This window comes from Pantanalinema sp. (genome assembly GCA_036704125.1).
GTDB lineage: Bacteria > Cyanobacteriota > Sericytochromatia > S15B-MN24 > UBA4093 > JAGIBK01.
This window is the reverse complement of the sequence record DATNQI010000017.1, coordinates 1-18,135: the sequence shown is the minus strand read 5'-3', so window position 1 is coordinate 18,135 and position 18,135 is coordinate 1. Positions and strand designations below refer to the sequence as shown.

15 protein-coding genes are annotated in these 18,135 nt (G+C 70.4%); 13 read left to right on the top strand and 2 right to left on the bottom strand.

What is annotated here, in order from left to right:
* Window positions 1-18: 18 nt before the first annotated feature.
* From menB to V6D00_02005, 8 genes are all read left to right on the top strand, one after another.
* On the top strand, window positions 19-849 hold the full coding sequence (gene menB, locus V6D00_02040; protein HEY9897938.1) for a 1,4-dihydroxy-2-naphthoyl-CoA synthase: 831 nt from the start codon (window positions 19-21) through the stop codon (window positions 847-849).
* 24 nt (window positions 850-873) lie between these two features.
* The gene (locus tag V6D00_02035) at window positions 874-1,773 is read left to right on the top strand and encodes a 1,4-dihydroxy-2-naphthoate polyprenyltransferase (GenBank protein ID HEY9897937.1); all 900 of its coding nucleotides are present in this window, start codon (window positions 874-876) and stop codon (window positions 1,771-1,773) included.
* Complete coding sequence (gene menC, locus V6D00_02030; GenBank protein ID HEY9897936.1) at window positions 1,770-2,876, top strand: o-succinylbenzoate synthase; 1,107 nt, start codon at window positions 1,770-1,772, stop codon at window positions 2,874-2,876. Before V6D00_02035 ends, menC begins: the two co-directional genes overlap by 4 nt.
* A complete protein-coding gene (menE, locus tag V6D00_02025; GenBank protein ID HEY9897935.1) occupies window positions 2,870-4,324 on the top strand; it encodes an o-succinylbenzoate--CoA ligase in 1,455 nt (484 codons plus the stop codon). Before menC ends, menE begins: the two co-directional genes overlap by 7 nt.
* 107 nt (window positions 4,325-4,431) lie before the next feature.
* Window positions 4,432-5,334, top strand: a complete 903-nt coding sequence (locus V6D00_02020; GenBank protein HEY9897934.1) for a hypothetical protein — start codon at window positions 4,432-4,434, stop codon at window positions 5,332-5,334.
* A gap of 127 nt (window positions 5,335-5,461) precedes the next feature.
* On the top strand, window positions 5,462-6,550 hold the full coding sequence (locus V6D00_02015; GenBank protein ID HEY9897933.1) for a hypothetical protein: 1,089 nt from the start codon (window positions 5,462-5,464) through the stop codon (window positions 6,548-6,550).
* 139 nt (window positions 6,551-6,689) lie between these two features.
* Complete coding sequence (locus V6D00_02010) at window positions 6,690-7,337, top strand: SET domain-containing protein (GenBank protein ID HEY9897932.1); 648 nt, start codon at window positions 6,690-6,692, stop codon at window positions 7,335-7,337.
* Window positions 7,334-7,966, top strand: a complete 633-nt coding sequence (locus V6D00_02005) for an SET domain-containing protein-lysine N-methyltransferase (GenBank protein ID HEY9897931.1) — start codon at window positions 7,334-7,336, stop codon at window positions 7,964-7,966. Before V6D00_02010 ends, V6D00_02005 begins: the two co-directional genes overlap by 4 nt.
* A 17-nt stretch (window positions 7,967-7,983) precedes the next feature.
* Here V6D00_02005 and V6D00_02000 read toward each other — a convergent pair whose 3' ends face one another.
* Entirely contained in the window at window positions 7,984-9,306 is a 1,323-nt protein-coding gene (locus tag V6D00_02000; protein HEY9897930.1) for a diguanylate cyclase, read from the bottom strand.
* 185 nt (window positions 9,307-9,491) lie between these two features.
* Between V6D00_02000 and V6D00_01995 the strand changes: the two genes are divergently transcribed.
* Window positions 9,492-10,715, top strand: coding sequence for a multidrug effflux MFS transporter (locus V6D00_01995; GenBank protein ID HEY9897929.1), 1,224 nt, complete (start codon window positions 9,492-9,494; stop codon window positions 10,713-10,715).
* A gap of 69 nt (window positions 10,716-10,784) precedes the next feature.
* On the top strand, window positions 10,785-11,909 hold the full coding sequence (locus V6D00_01990) for a beta-ketoacyl-ACP synthase III (GenBank protein ID HEY9897928.1): 1,125 nt from the start codon (window positions 10,785-10,787) through the stop codon (window positions 11,907-11,909).
* A 72-nt stretch (window positions 11,910-11,981) separates the two neighbouring features.
* Here the strand turns inward: V6D00_01990 and V6D00_01985 are convergent, their stop codons facing one another.
* Window positions 11,982-13,082, bottom strand: coding sequence for an alkene reductase (locus V6D00_01985; GenBank protein HEY9897927.1), 1,101 nt, complete (start codon window positions 13,080-13,082; stop codon window positions 11,982-11,984).
* 149 nt (window positions 13,083-13,231) lie between these two features.
* Between V6D00_01985 and V6D00_01980 the strand changes: the two genes are divergently transcribed.
* From V6D00_01980 to topA, 3 genes are all read left to right on the top strand, one after another.
* Window positions 13,232-14,152, top strand: a complete 921-nt coding sequence (locus V6D00_01980; GenBank protein ID HEY9897926.1) for an AAA family ATPase — start codon at window positions 13,232-13,234, stop codon at window positions 14,150-14,152.
* The gene (locus V6D00_01975) at window positions 14,153-16,564 is read left to right on the top strand and encodes a transglutaminaseTgpA domain-containing protein (protein HEY9897925.1); all 2,412 of its coding nucleotides are present in this window, start codon (window positions 14,153-14,155) and stop codon (window positions 16,562-16,564) included.
* Between the two features lie 99 nt (window positions 16,565-16,663).
* On the top strand, window positions 16,664-18,135 hold a 1,472-nt coding region (topA, locus tag V6D00_01970), incomplete at its 3' end, for a type I DNA topoisomerase (protein ID HEY9897924.1).

Below are 18,135 nucleotides of genomic sequence, written 5' to 3'. Positions count from 1 at the left end.
ACCGATAAGGAGCAACCCATGATCGACGTCGCCCTGCCGGCCTGGAAGATCGTCCAGGACTTCACCGACATCCGCTACGAGAAGGCCGAGGGGATCGCCAAGATCACCATCAACCGTCCCGAGGTCCGCAACGCCTTCCGCCCGCAGACCCTCATGGAGATGACCGCCGCCTTCACCGACGCGCGCGAGGATCCCGAGATCGGCGTGGTCATCCTCACCGGCGAGGGCCCGCTGGCCTTCTGCTCGGGCGGCGACCAGCGCATCCGGGGCAACGAGGGCTACGTCGGCTTCGACGGGGTGCCCCGCCTCAACGTCCTCGACCTCCAGAAGCAGATCCGCTCGATGCCCAAGCCCGTCATCGCCATGGTCGCGGGCTACGCCGTCGGCGGCGGCCACGTCCTGCACCTGGTCTGCGACCTGACGATCGCGGCCGACAACGCCCGCTTCGGCCAGACCGGCCCGCGGGTGGGCAGCTTCGACGGCGGCTTCGGCGCGAGCTACCTCGCGGACATCGTCGGCCAGAAGAAGGCCCGCGAGATCTGGTTCCTGTGCCGCCAGTACGACGCCGGCGAGGCGCTCGACATGGGCCTGGTCAACAAGGTCGTGCCCCTCGCCGAGCTCGAGGCCGAGACCGTGAGCTGGTGCCGCAAGATCCTCGAGCACAGCCCTCTGGCGCTGCGCCTGCTCAAGTCCTCCTTCAACGCCGGGATCGACGGCCAGGTGGGCGTGCAGGAGCTCGCCGGCAACGCGACCCTGCTCTACTACATGTCGGAGGAGGCCCAGGAGGGCCGCAACGCCTACGTCGAGAAGCGCAAGCCCGACTTCTCCCGCTTCCCCCGCCGCCCGTAAGCCCGAACGGAACACGCAGGCCCCATGAGCACCGTCATCGACAAGCCCTCGCCTCTCGCCGTCTGGGTCATGGCCGCAAGGCCGAGGACCCTGCCGGCCGCCATCGTCCCGGTGGTGGTCGGCAGCGCCATCGCCCGCGCCGACGGCGCCTTCTCGGCGGGGCCTTGCCTCGCGGCGCTCGCGGGAGCCTGCCTGATCCAGATCGGCACCAACTTCGCCAACGACTACTTCGACTTCAAGAAGGGGGCCGACACCGACGCCCGCCAGGGCCCCACCCGGGTCACCCAGGCGGGGCTCGCGAGCCCCAAGGCCGTCCTGACGGCCACCGCGATCGCCTTCGGGCTCGCGGTGCTGGTCGGATGCTACCTGGTGGCGGTGGGCGGCTGGCCCATCGTCGCCATCGGCGTGCTCTCCATCCTCTCGGGCCTCGCCTACACGGGGGGGCCCTACCCGCTCGGCTACAACGGGCTGGGCGAGGTCTTCGTCTTCATCTTCTTCGGCCTGGTCGCCGTGCTCGGCACCTACTACGTCCAGGCGCTGCACCTCTCCTCGCTGGCCTGGGGGCTGGCGGTGCCCGTCGGCCTCATCGCCGCGGCGATCAACGTGGTCAACAACCTGCGCGACATCGAGACCGACCGGGTCGCGGGCAAGAAGACCCTCTCGGCGCGCTTCGGCGCGCGCTTCACCCACGGCTACTACGCCACGCTCCTCGCGGGCGCCTACCTGGTCCCTTCGGCCCTGGTCGCGACGGGCAAGCTCGGCCTCAAGGGCCTCCTGCCCCTCTTGACCCTGCCGCTGGCCCTCAAGCTCTTCGCCTCGGTCCGGCGCGACTCGGGGCCGGTCCTGAACGGGACGCTCGCGGGCACCGCCAAGCTGTTGATGATCTTCGGGCTGTTGCTCTCGGTGGGGCTGCTCTTGCCGTGAGTGCCTTTCGCCTCGCCTACGTCCCCTACCGGGTGAGGTTCAAGCGCCAGCTCGTGACCGGGCGCGCCGTCCACACCCACCGCGAAGGCTGGTGGGTGGCAGTCAAGGACGACGAGGGGCGCCTGGGCTTCGGGGAGGTCGCCCCCCTGCCGGCCTTCGGAGGCGAGGACCACGAAACGGCGGCCGCCATGCTCGCGCGGCTCGCGCGCAGCCCACTCGACGTGCCCGACGACGCGGGCCTGGACGACCTGGCCCCGGCCCTGTCAAGAGCAGGGCTCGCCCTCGAGCGCGCGCCCTGCGTCCACGCCGGGGTCGAGCTCGCGCTCTTGGATGCGATCGCAGCCCACAGGCGGCACGCGCTGGCTCATGAGCTCGGCGACTCGCCCGCCCCCGCCGCGGCCCTTCAACGCCTGCTGACGGCCCTTGCCCCCGACGAGGTGGTCAAAGAGGGCGAGCGCGCCGTCGAGGCGGGCTTCACGACCCTCAAGCTCAAGGTCGGCGCGCTTTCGCCAAGCGAGGACCTCGCCCGGGTGAGCGCCCTGCGCTCGCGCTTCCCCGCGATCCGGCTGAGGCTCGACGCCAACGGCGCGTGGAGCGAGGCCGCGGCCCTCGCCGCCATCGACGCCCTCGCTCCCTTCGGGATCGACCTGCTGGAGCAGCCCATCGAAGGCGAGGCCTTCGAGGCGCTGCGCGGGCGCGGCATCCCCATCGCGGCGGACGAGGCCCTGCTCTCGCCGAGCACCGCCAGCCGCCTCATCGCAGCCGGCGCGGTCGATGCCCTCGTGCTCAAGCCGATGCTGCTGGGGGGGCTGGGAACCGCTCGCGCTCTGGCGGCCCGGGCGCAGGAACGGGGGATCCGGGTCGTCGTGACCTCGAGCCTCGATCGCATCGTGGGGGTCGCAGCCGCCCTGCACCTGGCGTGCGCCCTCGAGACGCGCGAGCCGGCGGGGCTCTCGACCCTTTCGCTCCTCGATTGCCCCGACGCACAGGGCCCTCTCCAGCCACGCGCAGGCGCCCTGACGCGGCCCGCGGGCCCCGGGCTCGGCGTCCGCCCCCCCGATGACGCGATCGCCACTCTGCTGAGGAACCTCGAACGATGCTGAGCAGCCCCACCGCCCAGGCGCGCCGCATGCGCCCGCACCACCCCGCCATCGTCTACAAGGGCGAGGTCCTGACCTACGAGGCCCTCGACCAGCGCGCCGTGCGCGCCGCGGCCACCCTTTCCGGCCTCGGCGTGCGAGAGGGTGACGTGGTCGCCGTCTGGAGCGCCAATCACCCCGACTGGGCCGCGGTGGCCCACGCCCTCGGCCGGATCGGAGCCGTCCTCCTGCCGCTGAACCTGCGCCTGACCGACGAGGAGATCGCCTATCAGCTGGATCACGCCGGGGCCCGGCTCGTGCTCGCCGACCCGGAGCGCCTCGGCCGCGGCATCGGTGCGCGCTACCGGGTCATGCCCCTCTGCGAGGCCTTCTCGGCCGAAGAGAGCGACGGCGTCCCCGACGCCCTCGACCCCCAGCGGGCCCACACCATCCTGTTCACCTCGGGCACGACCGGCCGCCCCAAGGCCGTCGTCCTCACCTGGGCCAACCAGCTGTCGAGCGCCACGGCCTCGGCGGCCGCGATCGGCCTGGACACGCGCGATCGCTGGCTGCTCGCCATGCCCATGTTCCACGTGGGCGGCCTCAACATCGTCCACCGGTGCGCCCTGGCGCAGGCCACCGTCCTCCTTCACGCCCGCTTCTCGGCCGAGGCCACCCTCCAGGCCGTGCGCGACGAGGGTGCGAGCATGCTCTCGGTGGTGCCCACCATGCTGCGGCGCGTGCTCGACCTGTGGGGCGATCGCCCGCTTCCCTCGAGCGTGCGCGCCATCCTGGTCGGGGGCGCCCCCATTCCCTTCGACCTGGTCGAGCGCTGCCCCCAGGCGCTGCCGACCTACGGCATGACCGAGGCCTGCTCTCACGTGACCCTCACCCGCCTCGGCGCGAGCCCGAGCGAGCGCACCACCTCGGGCGCGCCGCTCGTGGGCACCGACGTGCGGATCGTGGACGACGCGCGGCGCCCCCTGCCTACCGGCACCCCCGGCCTGATCGAGGTGCGGAGCCCGACCGTCTTCAAGGAGTACCTGAACGACCCCGCTTCGACTGCGGCCGCCAAGGTCGACGGCTGGCTCAAGACGGGCGACGACGGCTTCATGGACGCTCAAGGCTGCCTGCACGTGCTCGCGCGGCGCACCGATCTCATCGTCTCGGGCGGCGAGAACGTCTACCCCTCCGAGATCGAGCGCGCCCTCGAAGGCCATCCGGGCGTGGCCGAGGCCGTCACGGTCGGCGCCCCCGACCCGACCTGGGGCCAGGTCCCCGTTGCCTTCGTGGTCCCGCGCGCCCCCGGCCTGAGCGTGACGGAGCTGAAAGAACACCTCGCCCAGGGCCTCGCGCGCTACAAGCAGCCTCGCGACATCACCCTGCTGGACGAACTGCCCAGGCTGGGCAGCGGCAAGGTCGATCGCCTCTCGCTTCGCGCCCGCGCCGCGAACCCTTTAAACAAGCCCTAAGCAAAGCTTACCGATCCGATTACCGACTTTACCCCCCGCCCCGCGATAACGGCTGGGACTCCATGTCGACCGCTCGGGGACATGGCCTCCGAGCAAGGCGGAAGCGAATGAGAACGATCCAGCAGCGATCCGCGCCCGTGCCGGCGCAGCTCAAGCGCATCCCCACCGTCCGCGCAGGCGGACCGGTGAGCGTCGTGGCGCCTGCCTCCGACACTCCCGTCGCGCCGCCTCCCGCGCAGGCTGCCCTCTCGTCGCTGGCCTCGTCGATCGCAACGGCCCTGAAGGGCCTCTTCAGCTGGTTGCTCGGCCTCTTAAAGGTCCCAACCGCGCCCCTCCCTGCGGCAGCTTCCCTTTCCGGCCAAGCCCCGCCCCAGGCCCCATCGGCCGCTGAGGCGCATACGCTCGGCGCACTGCCAGGCCTCGATCCGGCCATCCCGCCCGCCCCTTCCGGTGGAACGACCACCGGCTCCTCGCACCAGACGACGCTCGATGCGAACCTCGGCCTGGTCCAGCTCAACGGCCAGACCGCGCTCGGCGGCAACCTCACCGCCGCACGCGGGGATGCCTTCGCCCAGGCCACCCTCGCCATGACCCGCGAGGCGACCGACGCCAGGATCCGGTACCAGGATCCGACCACCGCCGTGGAGGGCCACTACACCCGCCATGGTGACCTTCGCTCCGTCGGCGGCAGCGCCGCGAAGCAATTCGCTCACTCGTCGCTCGGGGTCGGCGGTGATTACAACTGGAGCCCCAAGGGCGACGGCGGGCAGGTCTACGGCCGGTGGCAGACCGACGCGGTCGGCGAGACCGTGGGTGGCTTCCAGGTGCGAGGGGGGGTCGAGGCCGGCGCCATGAAGCGCCCCGGTGAGAATTGGAGCCCCTACGCCGCCGGGCGCGTGAGCGCCGAGCGCGAGAACACCAGCCTCTACCTCGAAGGCCGCCGCCAGGGCGGCTCTGGGTTCGGTGCGCCCGAGACCCAGGTCTCGGTGGGCATCCGGATGACGTTCTAGGCAACCGAGCCCCCCACCGCAACCTTAACAACCTGCCGACCCAAACTTAACTCGGTCATAAGAACATTCCCTCCCCCTCCGCGGATAACCCTTGTGTAAGAGGTTGGTCCGAAAGGATGGGATCGCAATGTTCAAGAAGACTGCCAGCAAGTTCATCGTGTTCGGTGCCGCCATCGCGGCGCTCACGGGCTGCGGTTCCTATCCTCTCGCCCCCGTCGCCGCTACCGGCAGCAAGTCGATGACCCTCGATATGGCCCAGCAGGGCGGCTCGATCGTCCTCAAGGGCGCCGGCTACCAGACCGCCGCCGCCGCGAGCGACGTCCGCTACCTCTCGATCCACGTCGTCAGCTACAACGGCAAGCAGGGCACCGTCAGCCAGACCATCGGCTGGCCCATGTCCAAGGACGTCTCCTTCAACGGCCTCAAGGGCGATACCTACACCGTCCGGGTGGACGCCCTCGACCAGAGCTACGGCTACCTCGGCGGCCTCACCCAGGAGGGGATCCAGGTCGAAGAGGGCAAGGTCACCCCGCTGGCGATGAAGATCAACCTCAAGACCAACCAGCCCGTCCTCGGCGGCCTCGACCTCGGCGTCACCATCGAGGGCGACGAGACGCCCACCACCCCCCCGACCCCCGCCCCCAGCGCGACCCCCGGCCCCGTCGCCACCCCCACCCCCGCGCCGAGCGCGACCCCGGCCCCTGTCACCGCGGCCTTCAGCGACGACTTCGAGGGCGGCCTCGCCAAGTGGCAGGCGAGCTGGACCAAGAGCAGCTACAGCGCCGCCACCGCGGCGACCACCAACTGGACCGCCTCGACCTTCGCGGCCAACGGCGGCAGCAAGGGCGCCACCCCCGGCGACGCCGCCGGCCAGGTCACCGAGACCGGCACCTACACCCTGACGCTCGCCGGCAACGCCAACCTCTCGGCCAACACCCGCTCGGCCCTTCGCTTCGACCTTTCCAAGTTCACCGCCCAGTACTACTTCAAGACCGCGAAGTTCCAGGTCGATGCCTCGGCCGACGGCGGCGCCACCTGGACCCAGGTCTACGACCAGACCGCCAGCCAGACCGACTGGAAGCGCGTCGAGGTGGACCTCAGCGCCTACAAGACCAGCACCGTCAAGGTTCGCTTCCGCTACACCTACGACTACTACCTCGGCACCGACAAGATGAGCGCCCCGGTCATCGACAACGTCTACCTCGGCGCCTTCTAAATCCTTCCACCCTCGACCCGAGCGGGCCGCCCATCCGGGCGGCCCGCTCGCTCTTGACGCATGCCTCGACCGACGCGATACAATAAAATAAGAAGCTAACCTAATCTCATCCGGCCTTCATCCACCGAAAGGCAGCCCCATGATCCATCCATCGACCGAGCTGCGCCACATCGACGACCGGATCGGCTACGGGGTCTTCGCCACGGCCTTCATCCCTCGCGGCACCGTCATCTGGGCACTCGACGCCTTCGACCGCGTCCTCTCTCCCGGCGAGGTCCTCGCCCTGCCCGACCTGCTGCGCGCCCAGGTCGAGAAGTACGCCTACGTCGACGCCGCGGGCGACTTCATCCTGTGCTGGGACTTCGGCCGCTACATGAACCACTCCTGCCGGCCGTCGAGCCGCAGCGTCGGGGAGGCCTTCGAGATCGCCGTCCGTGACATCCAGCCGGGCGAGCAGCTGACCTGCGAGTACGGCACCCTCAACATGACGGGCGATTTCGCCTGCGCCTGCGGCGCGCCCGGCTGTCGCGGCAGCGTGAGCGCGACCGACCTCGACTCCCTGTGGGGCGAGTGGGACCGCGAGGCGGCGCAGGCCTTCCGCTGGGCCCTCGCGGTGCCGCAGCCCCTCCTGCCCTACGCCAAGCTGAGCCATGCCGACCAGGTCCTGGCCGACGCCCTGCGCGAGGGGCGCGACGTTCCGCTTCCGAGCAGCCGTCACTACCAGGCGGCCACACCCGCCGGAGCACAGCCACCGCTCGGCGAGGGGCTCTGGGCGCTCGGCCGATGATCCATCCCGACACCGCCCTGCGCTTCATCGATAGCGCCGTCGGCCACGGCCTGGTCGCAACGGCGCCCATTCCCATGGGCACCGTGATCTGGGTGCAGGACCCGCTCGACCAGCTGCTCGATCCCGCGCGCGTGGCCGCGTTGCCTGCCGCCTACGATGCGCTGCTCGCGCGCTACACCTACGGCGACGCCGAGGGCAACCGCGTCCTGATCTGGGATCTGGGCCGCGCGATGAACCACTCCTGTCAGCCGAACTGCCTCGGAACCCTGCAGGGCTTCGAGGTGGCCGCCCGGGACATCCGGGTCGGCGAGCAGCTGACCAACGACTACGGCACCTTCGAGGACCGGCGAGAGGACGACTTCTTCCCCTGCCACTGCGGAGCGCCTGGCTGCCGGGGCACCACCCGCAGCACGCCGTCCGCCGAGCAGCTCACCGCGCTCCGGGCCCGGCTCCGCCTCGCCTTGACGCTCGCGCCCTCGGTCTCGCAGCCTCTCGCCCCGCTGCTGGTCCCCGAGCGGCTCCTGGAGGCCTGCGATCAAGCTGGCTACCCGCCAGCCGAAGCGGCGACCCTGCTTCGGCACTTCGAGGATGTCCGGCAGGGAGGCCTGGCTCCTCGCCGCGCACCTTGATGGCAGCCCCCGCCCGCTTAAACGCTTAACCCGCCTGGCTGCAGCACGCAGACGCGGTTGCGCCCCTCCTGCTTGGCCTGATAGAGCGCCTGATCCGCCCGGGCCACCACCTGGCTAGGGCCGGTCCCCGGGCTCGGCACGAGGGTCGCCACGCCGAGGCTCATCGTGACGCAGGGGGCGTTTCTCGAGCCGGCGTGGGGGATGGCCAGCCCCTCGATCTGCTCCCTGAGGCGCTCGGCGATCCGCTCGGCACCGGCCGCGTCGGTATCGCTGAGGATGACGCCGAACTCTTCTCCCCCGTAACGCGCGACAAGATCGCTCGGGCGCCTGGCCTGGCCTTCGAGGGCCCTGGCGACCTGCCGCAGACAGTCATCGCCCGCCTGATGTCCGTAGGTGTCGTTGAAGTCCTTGAAGAAGTCGATATCCAGCATGATCAAGGAGAGGGGCGTGCCCTGGTGGGCGCAGCGGCTCCACTCGCGATTCAGGAACTCATCGAAGATCCGACGGTTCGGAATCCCGCTCAGACCATCGGAATCTGCGAGCTGACGATACTTTTCAGAGGCGGCCTGAAGCTCCTCGGTGCGCTCCAGGACGCGTCGCTCGAGTAACTGGTTCGAGGCCGCGAGTGAACAGGTCATCTCCAGGAGCTCGCTCTTCTGTCGCCTGAGATCGCGCAGGTTTTGCTGGAAGTGACGATTGAGGATCCGGAACTGTCTCAAGCTGAACAGCGCGAAGAAGCCGAGCACAAGCAGGATGGCGACGGCCCCGAGGGTCATGGCCAGTGAGTTGGAACGGCCGAGGCGCTTTTGACGCGCCCGAAGAATGTGGCCTTCCTGATCGTGCATCGCTCGCAGGCGTCCATGAATCTCGTCCAGCATGGGTGCGCCGTCTGCCGACAACATCAAGCGGATGGTGGCGGCAGATGGCGATGATACCCGCATGCTCAAATCTGCGTTGTGATACCAGTGGGGGACGAGGCTGCGAATCTTGCGGATCGCCGCGCTCTGGGACGGATTATCGGCGACGAGGTCCTCGATGCTGGCAGCGATCGCATCGACCCGAGCCTGACTCTGGGTGAAGGAGCGCAGGAATTCGGGCCTGCCGGCGAGACGGTATCCGTGCAAGCCCGCGGCCGCATTTGCGAGCAGCGAATCCATCTGACTGACCCCCTCCTGGACCAGCACCGTGTGGGTCACCGCGTCGGCCTCGGACCGGACCTTGGCGAACTGCCAGATGAGAATCACGTAAAGCAGCACGATGACGAGGGCGGGGCCAAGGCCGTTGACGATCAGCGTTCGGCGCAGCTCATTTGAAGCGACTTTGGTCTTCATGACTTCCATTTTGCCACATGCTTGCTTGAGCTTTCCTGAGCGAGCCTGCTCGCTCGCTGAGGATTCCATGGGGGATACGGGGGTGAAGACCTGCGAGCATCGATGGTAACATTGAAGACCGTGGCCGAAGCTCGCTCCGCTCCTTGCTTTGCGCTGCGCCATCGCCCTATCGCCCAGTAAGAATCGAGGGTTTCTTGCGTTCGAGCTCCACCCTGAGCATCCCCGCCCGGACGGCCGGCCGCGGCCTGGTCCCCTTGCTTGGGGCGCTGACGGCCATCGGGCCCATGTCGATCGACATGTACCTGCCCAGCCTGCCGACCATCGCCCGCGAGCTCGGCGCGAGCACCGCCTCGGTACAGCTCACCCTCGCGCTGTTCTTCGTCGGCCTGGCCCTCGGCCAGCTCATCTACGGGCCGCTCTCCGATAGGGTCGGGCGCAAGGGACCGCTCATCTCGGGCCTGGTGCTCTACGTGGCGGCCTCGGCGGGCTGCGCGATCGCCCCGAACATCACCGCGCTCATCGCGTTCCGCATGCTCCAGGCGCTTGGCGGCTGCGCGGCGCTGGTCATCTCGCGCGCCATGGTGCGCGACCTCTACCCGCCGCGCGAGGCCGCCCAGGTCTTCTCGCTGATGACCCTGGTGATGGGGGTGGCGCCCATCGTCGCGCCGCTCGCGGGCGGCTACCTCATGGCGGCCCTGGGGTGGCGCGCCGTCTTCGGCGCCCAGGTGGCCTTCGGGCTCACCCTCCTCGCGCTGGCCGCCTTGGCCCTGAGCGAGACGCGCGACGCCGAGCGGCGCCGCGCCGAGCCCGCCGCCTCCCTTTCGCTCGACTACCGCGTGCTGCTGAGCGATCGCCGTTTCCTCGGCTTCGCGCTTTCGGGCGGCGCGATCCAGGCCGGCATGTTCGCCTACATCTCGGGCTCGCCCTTCGTGTTCATCGAGCTGTTCCAGGTCCCGGCCGAGGCCTTCGGCTGGATCTTCGGGGCGAACGCCCTCGGCCTGATCGGGGCCTCCCAGGTCAACGGCCTGATGCTGCGGACCCGCGCCCCCGAGCGAATCCTGCGCCTGACCATCCTGATGCCCGCCCTTTTCGGGCTGTCGCTCGCGGCGCTGGTGAGCACAAAGATCGGCGGCTTCTGGGGGGTGGCCCTGCCCTTGTTCGGCTACCTGGCGGCCCTCGGCTTCGTCTTCCCCAACGTCACGGCGGCGGCCCTCTCCGAGCACGGCAAGCGCGCCGGGCTCGCCGCGGCGGTGATGGGGGCGCTCCAGTTCTGCCTCGCGGCCCTGGCGGGTGGCCTGGTCGGTCGGCTTCACGACGCCACCGCCCTGCCCATGGCCGGGGTCGTCGGCGGCTGCGGGGTGCTCGGCTTGATCCTCTACCTTTCGCTCGCGGCCCGTCCCTCGGCCGGGGGGCGCTGAGCGCCCCGCTTGGTGTATGATCGAGGGCAGGAACCCCGGCCCCATCGTCCAGGAAGGCGAGACCCTCTCATGCAGCATCCCGTCGTCATCAGCGGCACCGGCCTCTACACCCCGTCCCACGCGGCGAGCAACGAGGAGCTGGTCGCCTCCTTCAACGCGTACGTCCAGGCCCACAACCAGGAGCACGCCGCGGCGATCGCCCGTGGCGATCGCCAGGCCCTCCCGGAATCGAGCGCGGAGTTCATCGTCAAGGCCTCCGGCATCCGGAGCCGCTTCCTGATGGACAAGGAAGGCGTGCTCGACCCGACGCGCATGTGCCCTGCCCTGCCGGAGCGGCCCGACGAGGCGCTCTCGGTGCAGGCCGAGATGGCCGTGGCCGCCGCCCGCGAGGCCATGGAGAACGCCGGGCGCACGGCATGCGACATCGACATGGTGCTGGTCGCCTGCTCGAACCTGCAGCGCCCCTACCCGGCCGTCTCCATCGAGGTCCAGGGGGCGCTCGGGATCCAGGGCTTCGCCTTCGACATGAACGTGGCGTGCTCGTCGGCCACCTTCGCCATCCAGACCGCGGTCAACGCCATCCAGGCCGGCCAGGCGCGAGCGGCGCTCGTCATCAACCCCGAGATCTGCTCGGCGCACCTCAACTTCCGCGACCGGGACAGCCACTTCATCTTCGGTGACGCCTGCACCGCCATGGTGCTGGAGCGCGCCGACCTCGCGACGGCGAGCGCCCGCTTCGAGGTGCTCGGCTGCAAGCTCGCGACCGTCTTCAGCAACAACATCCGCAACAACTTCGGCTTCCTCAACCGGACCGACGCGAGCGGCATCGCTCAGCCGGACAAGCTCTTCATCCAGCAGGGGCGCAAGGTCTTCAAGGAGGTCTGCCCCATGGTGGCCGAGCACATCGCGAGCCACATGGAGGCGCTCGGACTCCAGCCGGGAGACATGGCGCGCTTCTGGCTGCACCAGGCCAACCTGAGCATGAACCAGCTGATCGCCAAGCGCCTGCTGGGCCGCGAGGCGAGCGCCGAGGAGGCCCCGGTCATCCTCGATCGCTACGGCAACACCAGCTCCGCCGGATCGATCATCGCCTTCCACTTGCATCACGCGGACCTCGCACCGGGCGCAACCGGTGTCATCTCGTCCTTCGGGGCTGGCTACTCGGTGGGCAGCGTCATCGTCAGGCGCGCCTGAGCCGGCTTTCGGCCTCACGCATCGAGCCCCCGGCGCTGAAGAGCGCCGGGGGCTCGATGCGTGGCAAGGGACTCAGTCGCGCGGCTCGGCCGGAGCGAGGTGCTCCTCCTCGTAGGTGGGGTAGTCGATGTAGCCCGTCGCGCCGCCCGCATAGTGGGTCGAGCGGTCCGAGACGGCGAGGGGCCGATCCGCCGCGAGGCGCTCCACCAGGTCGGGGTTGGCGATGTAGGCCGCTCCGAACGAGAAGAAATCCGCTTGCCTGTTTTCGAGCAGGGCCTCGGCCTCGGCCTTGCTCAGGCCGCCGTTGACGAGCAGGGGCCCCTTGAAGCGGCGGCGCAGCTCGGCGAAGGAGTCGAAGGCCTGGTCCTCGGGGCTGAACTGGGCCTGGCGGGTGACGTGGAGGTAGGCCAGACGCCGCATGGAGAGCTCATCTGCCAGGTAGCCGTAGGTCTCGCGGGCCGTCTCGTCGACCATGTCGTTGAAGCCCTGCCCGGGCGAGACCTTGATGCCCACCCGATCGGCGCTCCAGGCTTCGATCATGGCGTCGATCGCCTCGAGCACGAAGCGCGCCCGGTTCTGGGGGGATCCGCCGTAGGCGTCGGTGCGCTGGTTGCTGTTGGTGCTGAGGAACTGGTGCGGCAGATAGCCGCTGGTCGCGTGAAGCTCGACCCCGTCGAAGCCCGCCTCGCGGGCATTGCGGGTGGCCTGGGCGAACGTTGCGACGACCTCGGGGATCTCGTCGGTCCTCAGCGCGCGGGGTACCGCCATCTCCTGCATGCCCGCCTGCTCGGTGTAGACCTTGGCCCTGGCCGCGATCGCGGACGGCGCCACGATCTCGGCGCCCTCGGGCTGGTTGAGGGGGTGCGCCACGCGACCCACGTGCATGATCTGCAGGACGATGGCGCCGCCTCTGGCGTGCACCGCCTCCACCACCGCGCGCCAGGATGCGATCTGCTCGGGGGTGTAGATGCCCGGGGTGCGGCTGTAGCCGAGGCCCGAGGCGCAAGGAGCCGTGCCCTCGGTGATGATGAGCCCCGCCGAGGCGCGCTGGGCGTAGTAGGTCGCCTCGAGCGCGCCGGGCCTCGCGTCGGCCTCGACGCGGCTGCGGGTCATGGGGGCCATCACGATGCGGTTCTTGAGAGCCAGAGCACCGATCGTCACGGGCGTGAACATGGGCGGGGTCCTTTCTTGCGGTTGACTGAATTTAGAATAATTCTAACACGCCAAGGGCGTCAACCTGGCAACCATCCAAGGCCCTGGCGGCCGGGAAAAGGGACTATCGAGGGTATAATCGGATCGCCCGTCGATCGAGGAAGGACGCCATGCCGCTCCACGTCTCTGCCCCCATGCGGCTGGTGCACGGCCTGCACCGGGTCGTCGCCGCCCCCTTGGAGGTGCTCGTCGTCACCGTCTGCGCGGCGATCGCAGGGGGTCACCTGCTCCTCGAGGACGTGCCCGGGGTGGGCAAGACGCTCTTGGCCAAGCGCCTCGCCGAGGCCCTCGGGCTCGGCTTTCGCCGCGTCCAGTTCTCGCCCGACCTTCTGCCCGGCGATCTGACGGGCGCACGGATCTACCGCCCCTCGGACGGCACCTTTCAGTTCGTCCCCGGCCCCCTCTTCACCCCGGTGCTCCTGGCCGACGAGATCAACCGGGCCTCGCCCCGTCTCCAGTCCGGCCTGCTCGAGGCGATGGAGGAGGGCCAGGTCTCGGTGGACGGCACGACCCACGCCTTGAGCGACCCTTTCTTCGTCATCGCCACCCAGAACCCCGTCCACTTCGAGGGCACCTACCCGCTTCCCGAGGTCCAGCTCGACCGCTTCATCGCCGCCGTGAGCCTGGGCTATCCCTCGTACGAAGCTGAGCTCGCGCTGCTCGAGGGTCACCACGGAAAGGGCGTCGCGGTGGAGGCCTTCCCCGCCGAGAGCCTCATGGCCTGGCGCGCGGCGGCCCGCAGGACCCACGTGGCCCCCGAGCTGCGCCGCTACCTTCTCGGCATCGTCCATGCGAGTCGCAACTGGCCCGACGTCACGCTCGGCGTCAGCCCCCGGGGGGGCCTCGCCTGGCAAGCCCTCGCCTGCGCCCACGCCTTCGTCCATGGGCGCGAGCACCTGGTGCCGGACGACCTGAAGGCGACCGCCGTCCCGGCGCTCGCCCATCGACTGGTCCTGCGGGGCGACGCCTCGCGCGCGCACAAGGAGCGCTTGATCGAGGACCTGCTCTCGCAGGAAGCGATCCCCCGCTAGATGCGGCTGCGCATCGCCCTCAGCGGCCGGGGGGCCGCGGTCCTCGCGATCGGGGGGCTCTGCCTCCTGACGGGTGGTGCGCTCGGCATGCCCCTGCTCAACCTCTCGGGCGATGCGCTCTTGGTGTTGCTGGTGCTCGCCTCGATCCTGGGAATCCTCGAGCTGCGGGGCGTCACGCTCGATGTGCGCCTGGGCGCCGAGGCCGAGCAGGACGGCTCCTGGATCGTGGGGGTGCGGGCCCATGCGCGCCGGCAGGCCGGGCCCTTCGGCCTGGCCCTCAAGGCGGGCAAGTCGTGGCGACCCGACGTGCCCTTGAGCGTGCCCGAAGCATCTAGCCTCCGCCTGAACCTGCCCCCGGCTGCCGGCCGCGATCCCGTCCGGGTGAGACTCAGGACCTTTCCCCTCGGCCTGCTTGCCGTCTGCTCGATCGTCCGGGTCCCTCGGCCTGAGCCCGGCGTGCGAGCGGACGACGCCCCCGGCCCCGACGACCGGCCGGCACCGCCGGATCTTTCCGCCGCGCCCTTCGGGGGCATCCGGGAGCACCGGGTCGGCGAGGGGATCCGCGACGTCCACTGGGGGGCGAGCGCGCGGCTGCAACGCCTGGTGGTGAGGCTGCGCGAGGCCGAGCGCGATCGCTCGCCTGCCCGCAGCGCCCTCCGCCCTCCCGCCTCGGGCCGTGCCCCGCGCGCGGATCTGCTGCTGCTGCATGCCGCGAGCGCGAGCGCCGTCCTGGGCGCGATCGCCTTCTCTGGGCTGAGCGGCCTGGTGCCCCCCGCGATCGCCGGAATCGCCGGCACCATCGCGATGGCCGGGAGCGCCCTGAGCGCGCGCCGGCAGGGAAGGCCGGGGCGCTGGCTGCACGCGGTGCTCTACTTCGGCATGCTCGGCGTGCTCGCGGGCTTCCTCTGGAAGCTGCAGCGCCCGGGCGACTCGCACACGGCGATGGTCGAGCTGGTGGTGCTCGTCATGGGGCTGTTCGCCTGGGACCTCAGGAACCGCGCCTATCTTGGCGCCCAGCAGCTCTTCGCCCTCCTGACGGTGGCGGTCCTTCCCGCCTTCGCCCCGGTGCGCGACACGCCGTGGGTCGGCCTGAGCTACGGCCTCGCGCTGCTTTCGCTGGTGCTCGCGAGCTGGGCCGACGGCCGGCATTCCATCGGCTACGCGCGCGTTCGCCTGAAGGACCTCGAGGCGCTGCCCTCGCGCTGGGTGCCGCTCGCGCTCATCGGCCTGGTGGCCTACCTCGCCCAACCCTGGCTGCCGGCGATCCCGTTGCCCGAGCTGCCCACCTTCGGCCTGGCCCCCGCCCAGGCCGCGAAGCCAAGCGACGAAGCGACGCGCCACCCTGGCCAGGCGGGCGGCCTCTCCCTGAACGCCCGCTGGCCCACCAGCGACGCAGCCGTCATCCGGCTCGAGGGCCCCGAGCCGGTGCGGCTGCGCGTCGAGACCTTCGACACCTACCGGGCCGGGCGCTGGTCGCGCAGCGACCTGAAAACCACCCGACGCCCCTCCGTCTCGACTCTCCCTTCCCATCGCTGGCTGACCCTGCTCTTTCCCGACGTGACGCACTTGCCCTTGCCCGAGACGACCGTCGGCGTCCTGACCCCCATGGAGCGCCCGCTGCTGCGACAAGACGGTAGCCTGGCGAACCCGACCGGCTTGCGCAGGGGCTATCGCTACCGCGTCGCGCTCGGTGAGGAGCCCGGCTGGCGCCGAGGCGCCCCGAGCCGCGCCCAGAAGGCCCTGGACGGCCAGCCCGCGGATTTCGCGCGCCTCGCCCATGAGTTTGCCGCGGGGGCCGGCACCCCGGCCGACGCCCTGAACCTGCTCGAGCGCCGGATCCGGCGCGCGGCGCGCTACGACCTGGAGGCCCCGCGCCCTCCTGCCGGCGAGGACCCGACCCTGTTCTTCCTCACGGCGAGCCACCGAGGCTACTGCGCGCACTACGCCTCAGCCCTCGCTCTGCTCGGGCGATCGCTCGGCATCGCCACGCGCCTGGTGGTCGGTTACGCCCCGCCAGAGCGCGCGGGAGACGGCGTCACGTACCGCGCCGGGGACGCCCACGCCTGGGTCGAGGCCTTCATCGACGGCCGCTGGGAGAGCTACGACCCCACCCCGATGGCGAACGAACGCCCCTCGCGAGGCGCTGACCCACGCCTGCTGATGCTCGCGGGGGTGTTGCTCGCCCTCTGCGCCTATCCCTTGATCAAGCAACGACGCTCAGGGCCCGCCGCCGAGTACCGGCGGGCCTTGCGGGGGCTGCGGCGGCGCGGGGTTTCGATCACGCGCGCGACCTCGGCGCAAGAAGCGCTGCGCCTGGCCTCGAGGACCCTGGACGAAAGCGAGATCGAGGCTCTCGCCGCGCTCATCCGCCGCTACGACGCGCAGCGCTTCGCGCCCAGGCAGCGCCCCTGAGGCGCCACGAAAGAACCCGGATGACAGGCGAGCGGGATGGAGGTAGAATCGAGCCGAAACTAGAACAAATTTTCGACCCCCTTCATGGAGGAGCCGCCCATGTCGCGCCGCGCCATCATCGTCGAATCGCCCAACAAGGCCAAGACCATCCGGCAGCTGCTCGGCGCGGGCTACGAGGTGGTGGCCACGGTCGGGCACTTCCGGGACCTGCCCGAGAAGGAGCTGGGTGTCGCGGTCGATCGCGACTTCGATCCGACCTACGTCTACGCCGCCGACAAGAAGGACGTGGTCGCCAAGCTCAAGGCCCTCAAGGGGCGCTACAAGCCCCACGAGATCTTCGTGGCCTCCGACGCGGACCGCGAGGGCGAGGCCATCGGCTGGCACATCGCCGAGACGATCGGCCTGCCGGCAAGGCAGGTCCAGCGGCTCGAGTTCCACGAGATCACCCGCGAGGGCCTCGCGCGCGCCTTCTCGCAGGTGCGCCCCCTCGACATGCACCTGGTGGACGCCCAGCAGGCGCGGCGCATCCTGGATCGACTGGTCGGCTACAAGGTCAGCCCCATCGTGCGCAACCGCCTGCCGGGCGAGGCCAACCTCTCGGCCGGGCGCGTCCAGTCGGTGGCCCTGCGGGTGGTGGTCGATCGCGAGCTCGCCATCCGTGCCTTCAAGCCCACCGAGTCGTGGTCGGTGCACGCCCACTACCACGTGCCGGGGCAGGGCCCCGACGCCATGTTCGAGGCCGAGTACGTCGGCAAGCACACGGGCGCCAAGGCCCCGCGCAAGCAAACCATCGCGACGCGCGAGGAGGCCGAGACGATCGCCAGTGCCCTGCGCGCGCTCAGCCACGCGGTCGCACGCGTCGAGCGCAAGGAGGCCAGGCGCAATCCCCCCGCCCCGCTCATCACGAGCACCATGCTCCAGCAGGCCGCAAGCCAGCTCAAGATGGGCACCGACGAGACGACCCGCCACGCCAAGGCCCTCTTCGAGGCGGGCCTCGTCACCTACATCCGCACCGACGCGCCCAGCGTCAGCCCCGAGTTCCAGCAGGAGACCCTCGCCTACCTGCGCGATCGCCACGGCGCCGAGGTCGTGCCCGCGAAGCCCAACATCCACAAGGCCAAGAGCGCGAACGCCCAGGGCGCCCACGAGTGCATCCGGCCCACCAAGCTCGACCAGGAGCCGGGGGCTGGCATCGAGCCGCGCGCCCGGGAGCTCTACGCGCTCATCACCAGGATCTACCTCGCCAGCCAGTGCCGGGCGGCCGTCTTCGACGCCACCGAGGCATGGATCCACGCCGGCGAGCACGCCCTCAAGGCCAGCGGCCGGGTCCTCAAGCAGCGCGGCTACCTCGTGATCCTCGACGACCGCGACGCCAAGGAGACCACCCTGCCGCCGCTCTCGCCCGACCAGGCCCTCACGCTCAGCCGCGTGCTGCCCAAGCAGCACTGGAGCAAGCCACCCGAGCGCTTCACCGAGGCCACCCTCATCAAGTACCTGGAGGCCAAGGGCATCGGGCGCCCGAGCACCTTCGCCTCCATGGTCTCCTTGATCCTGCGCAAGGAGTTCGTGAC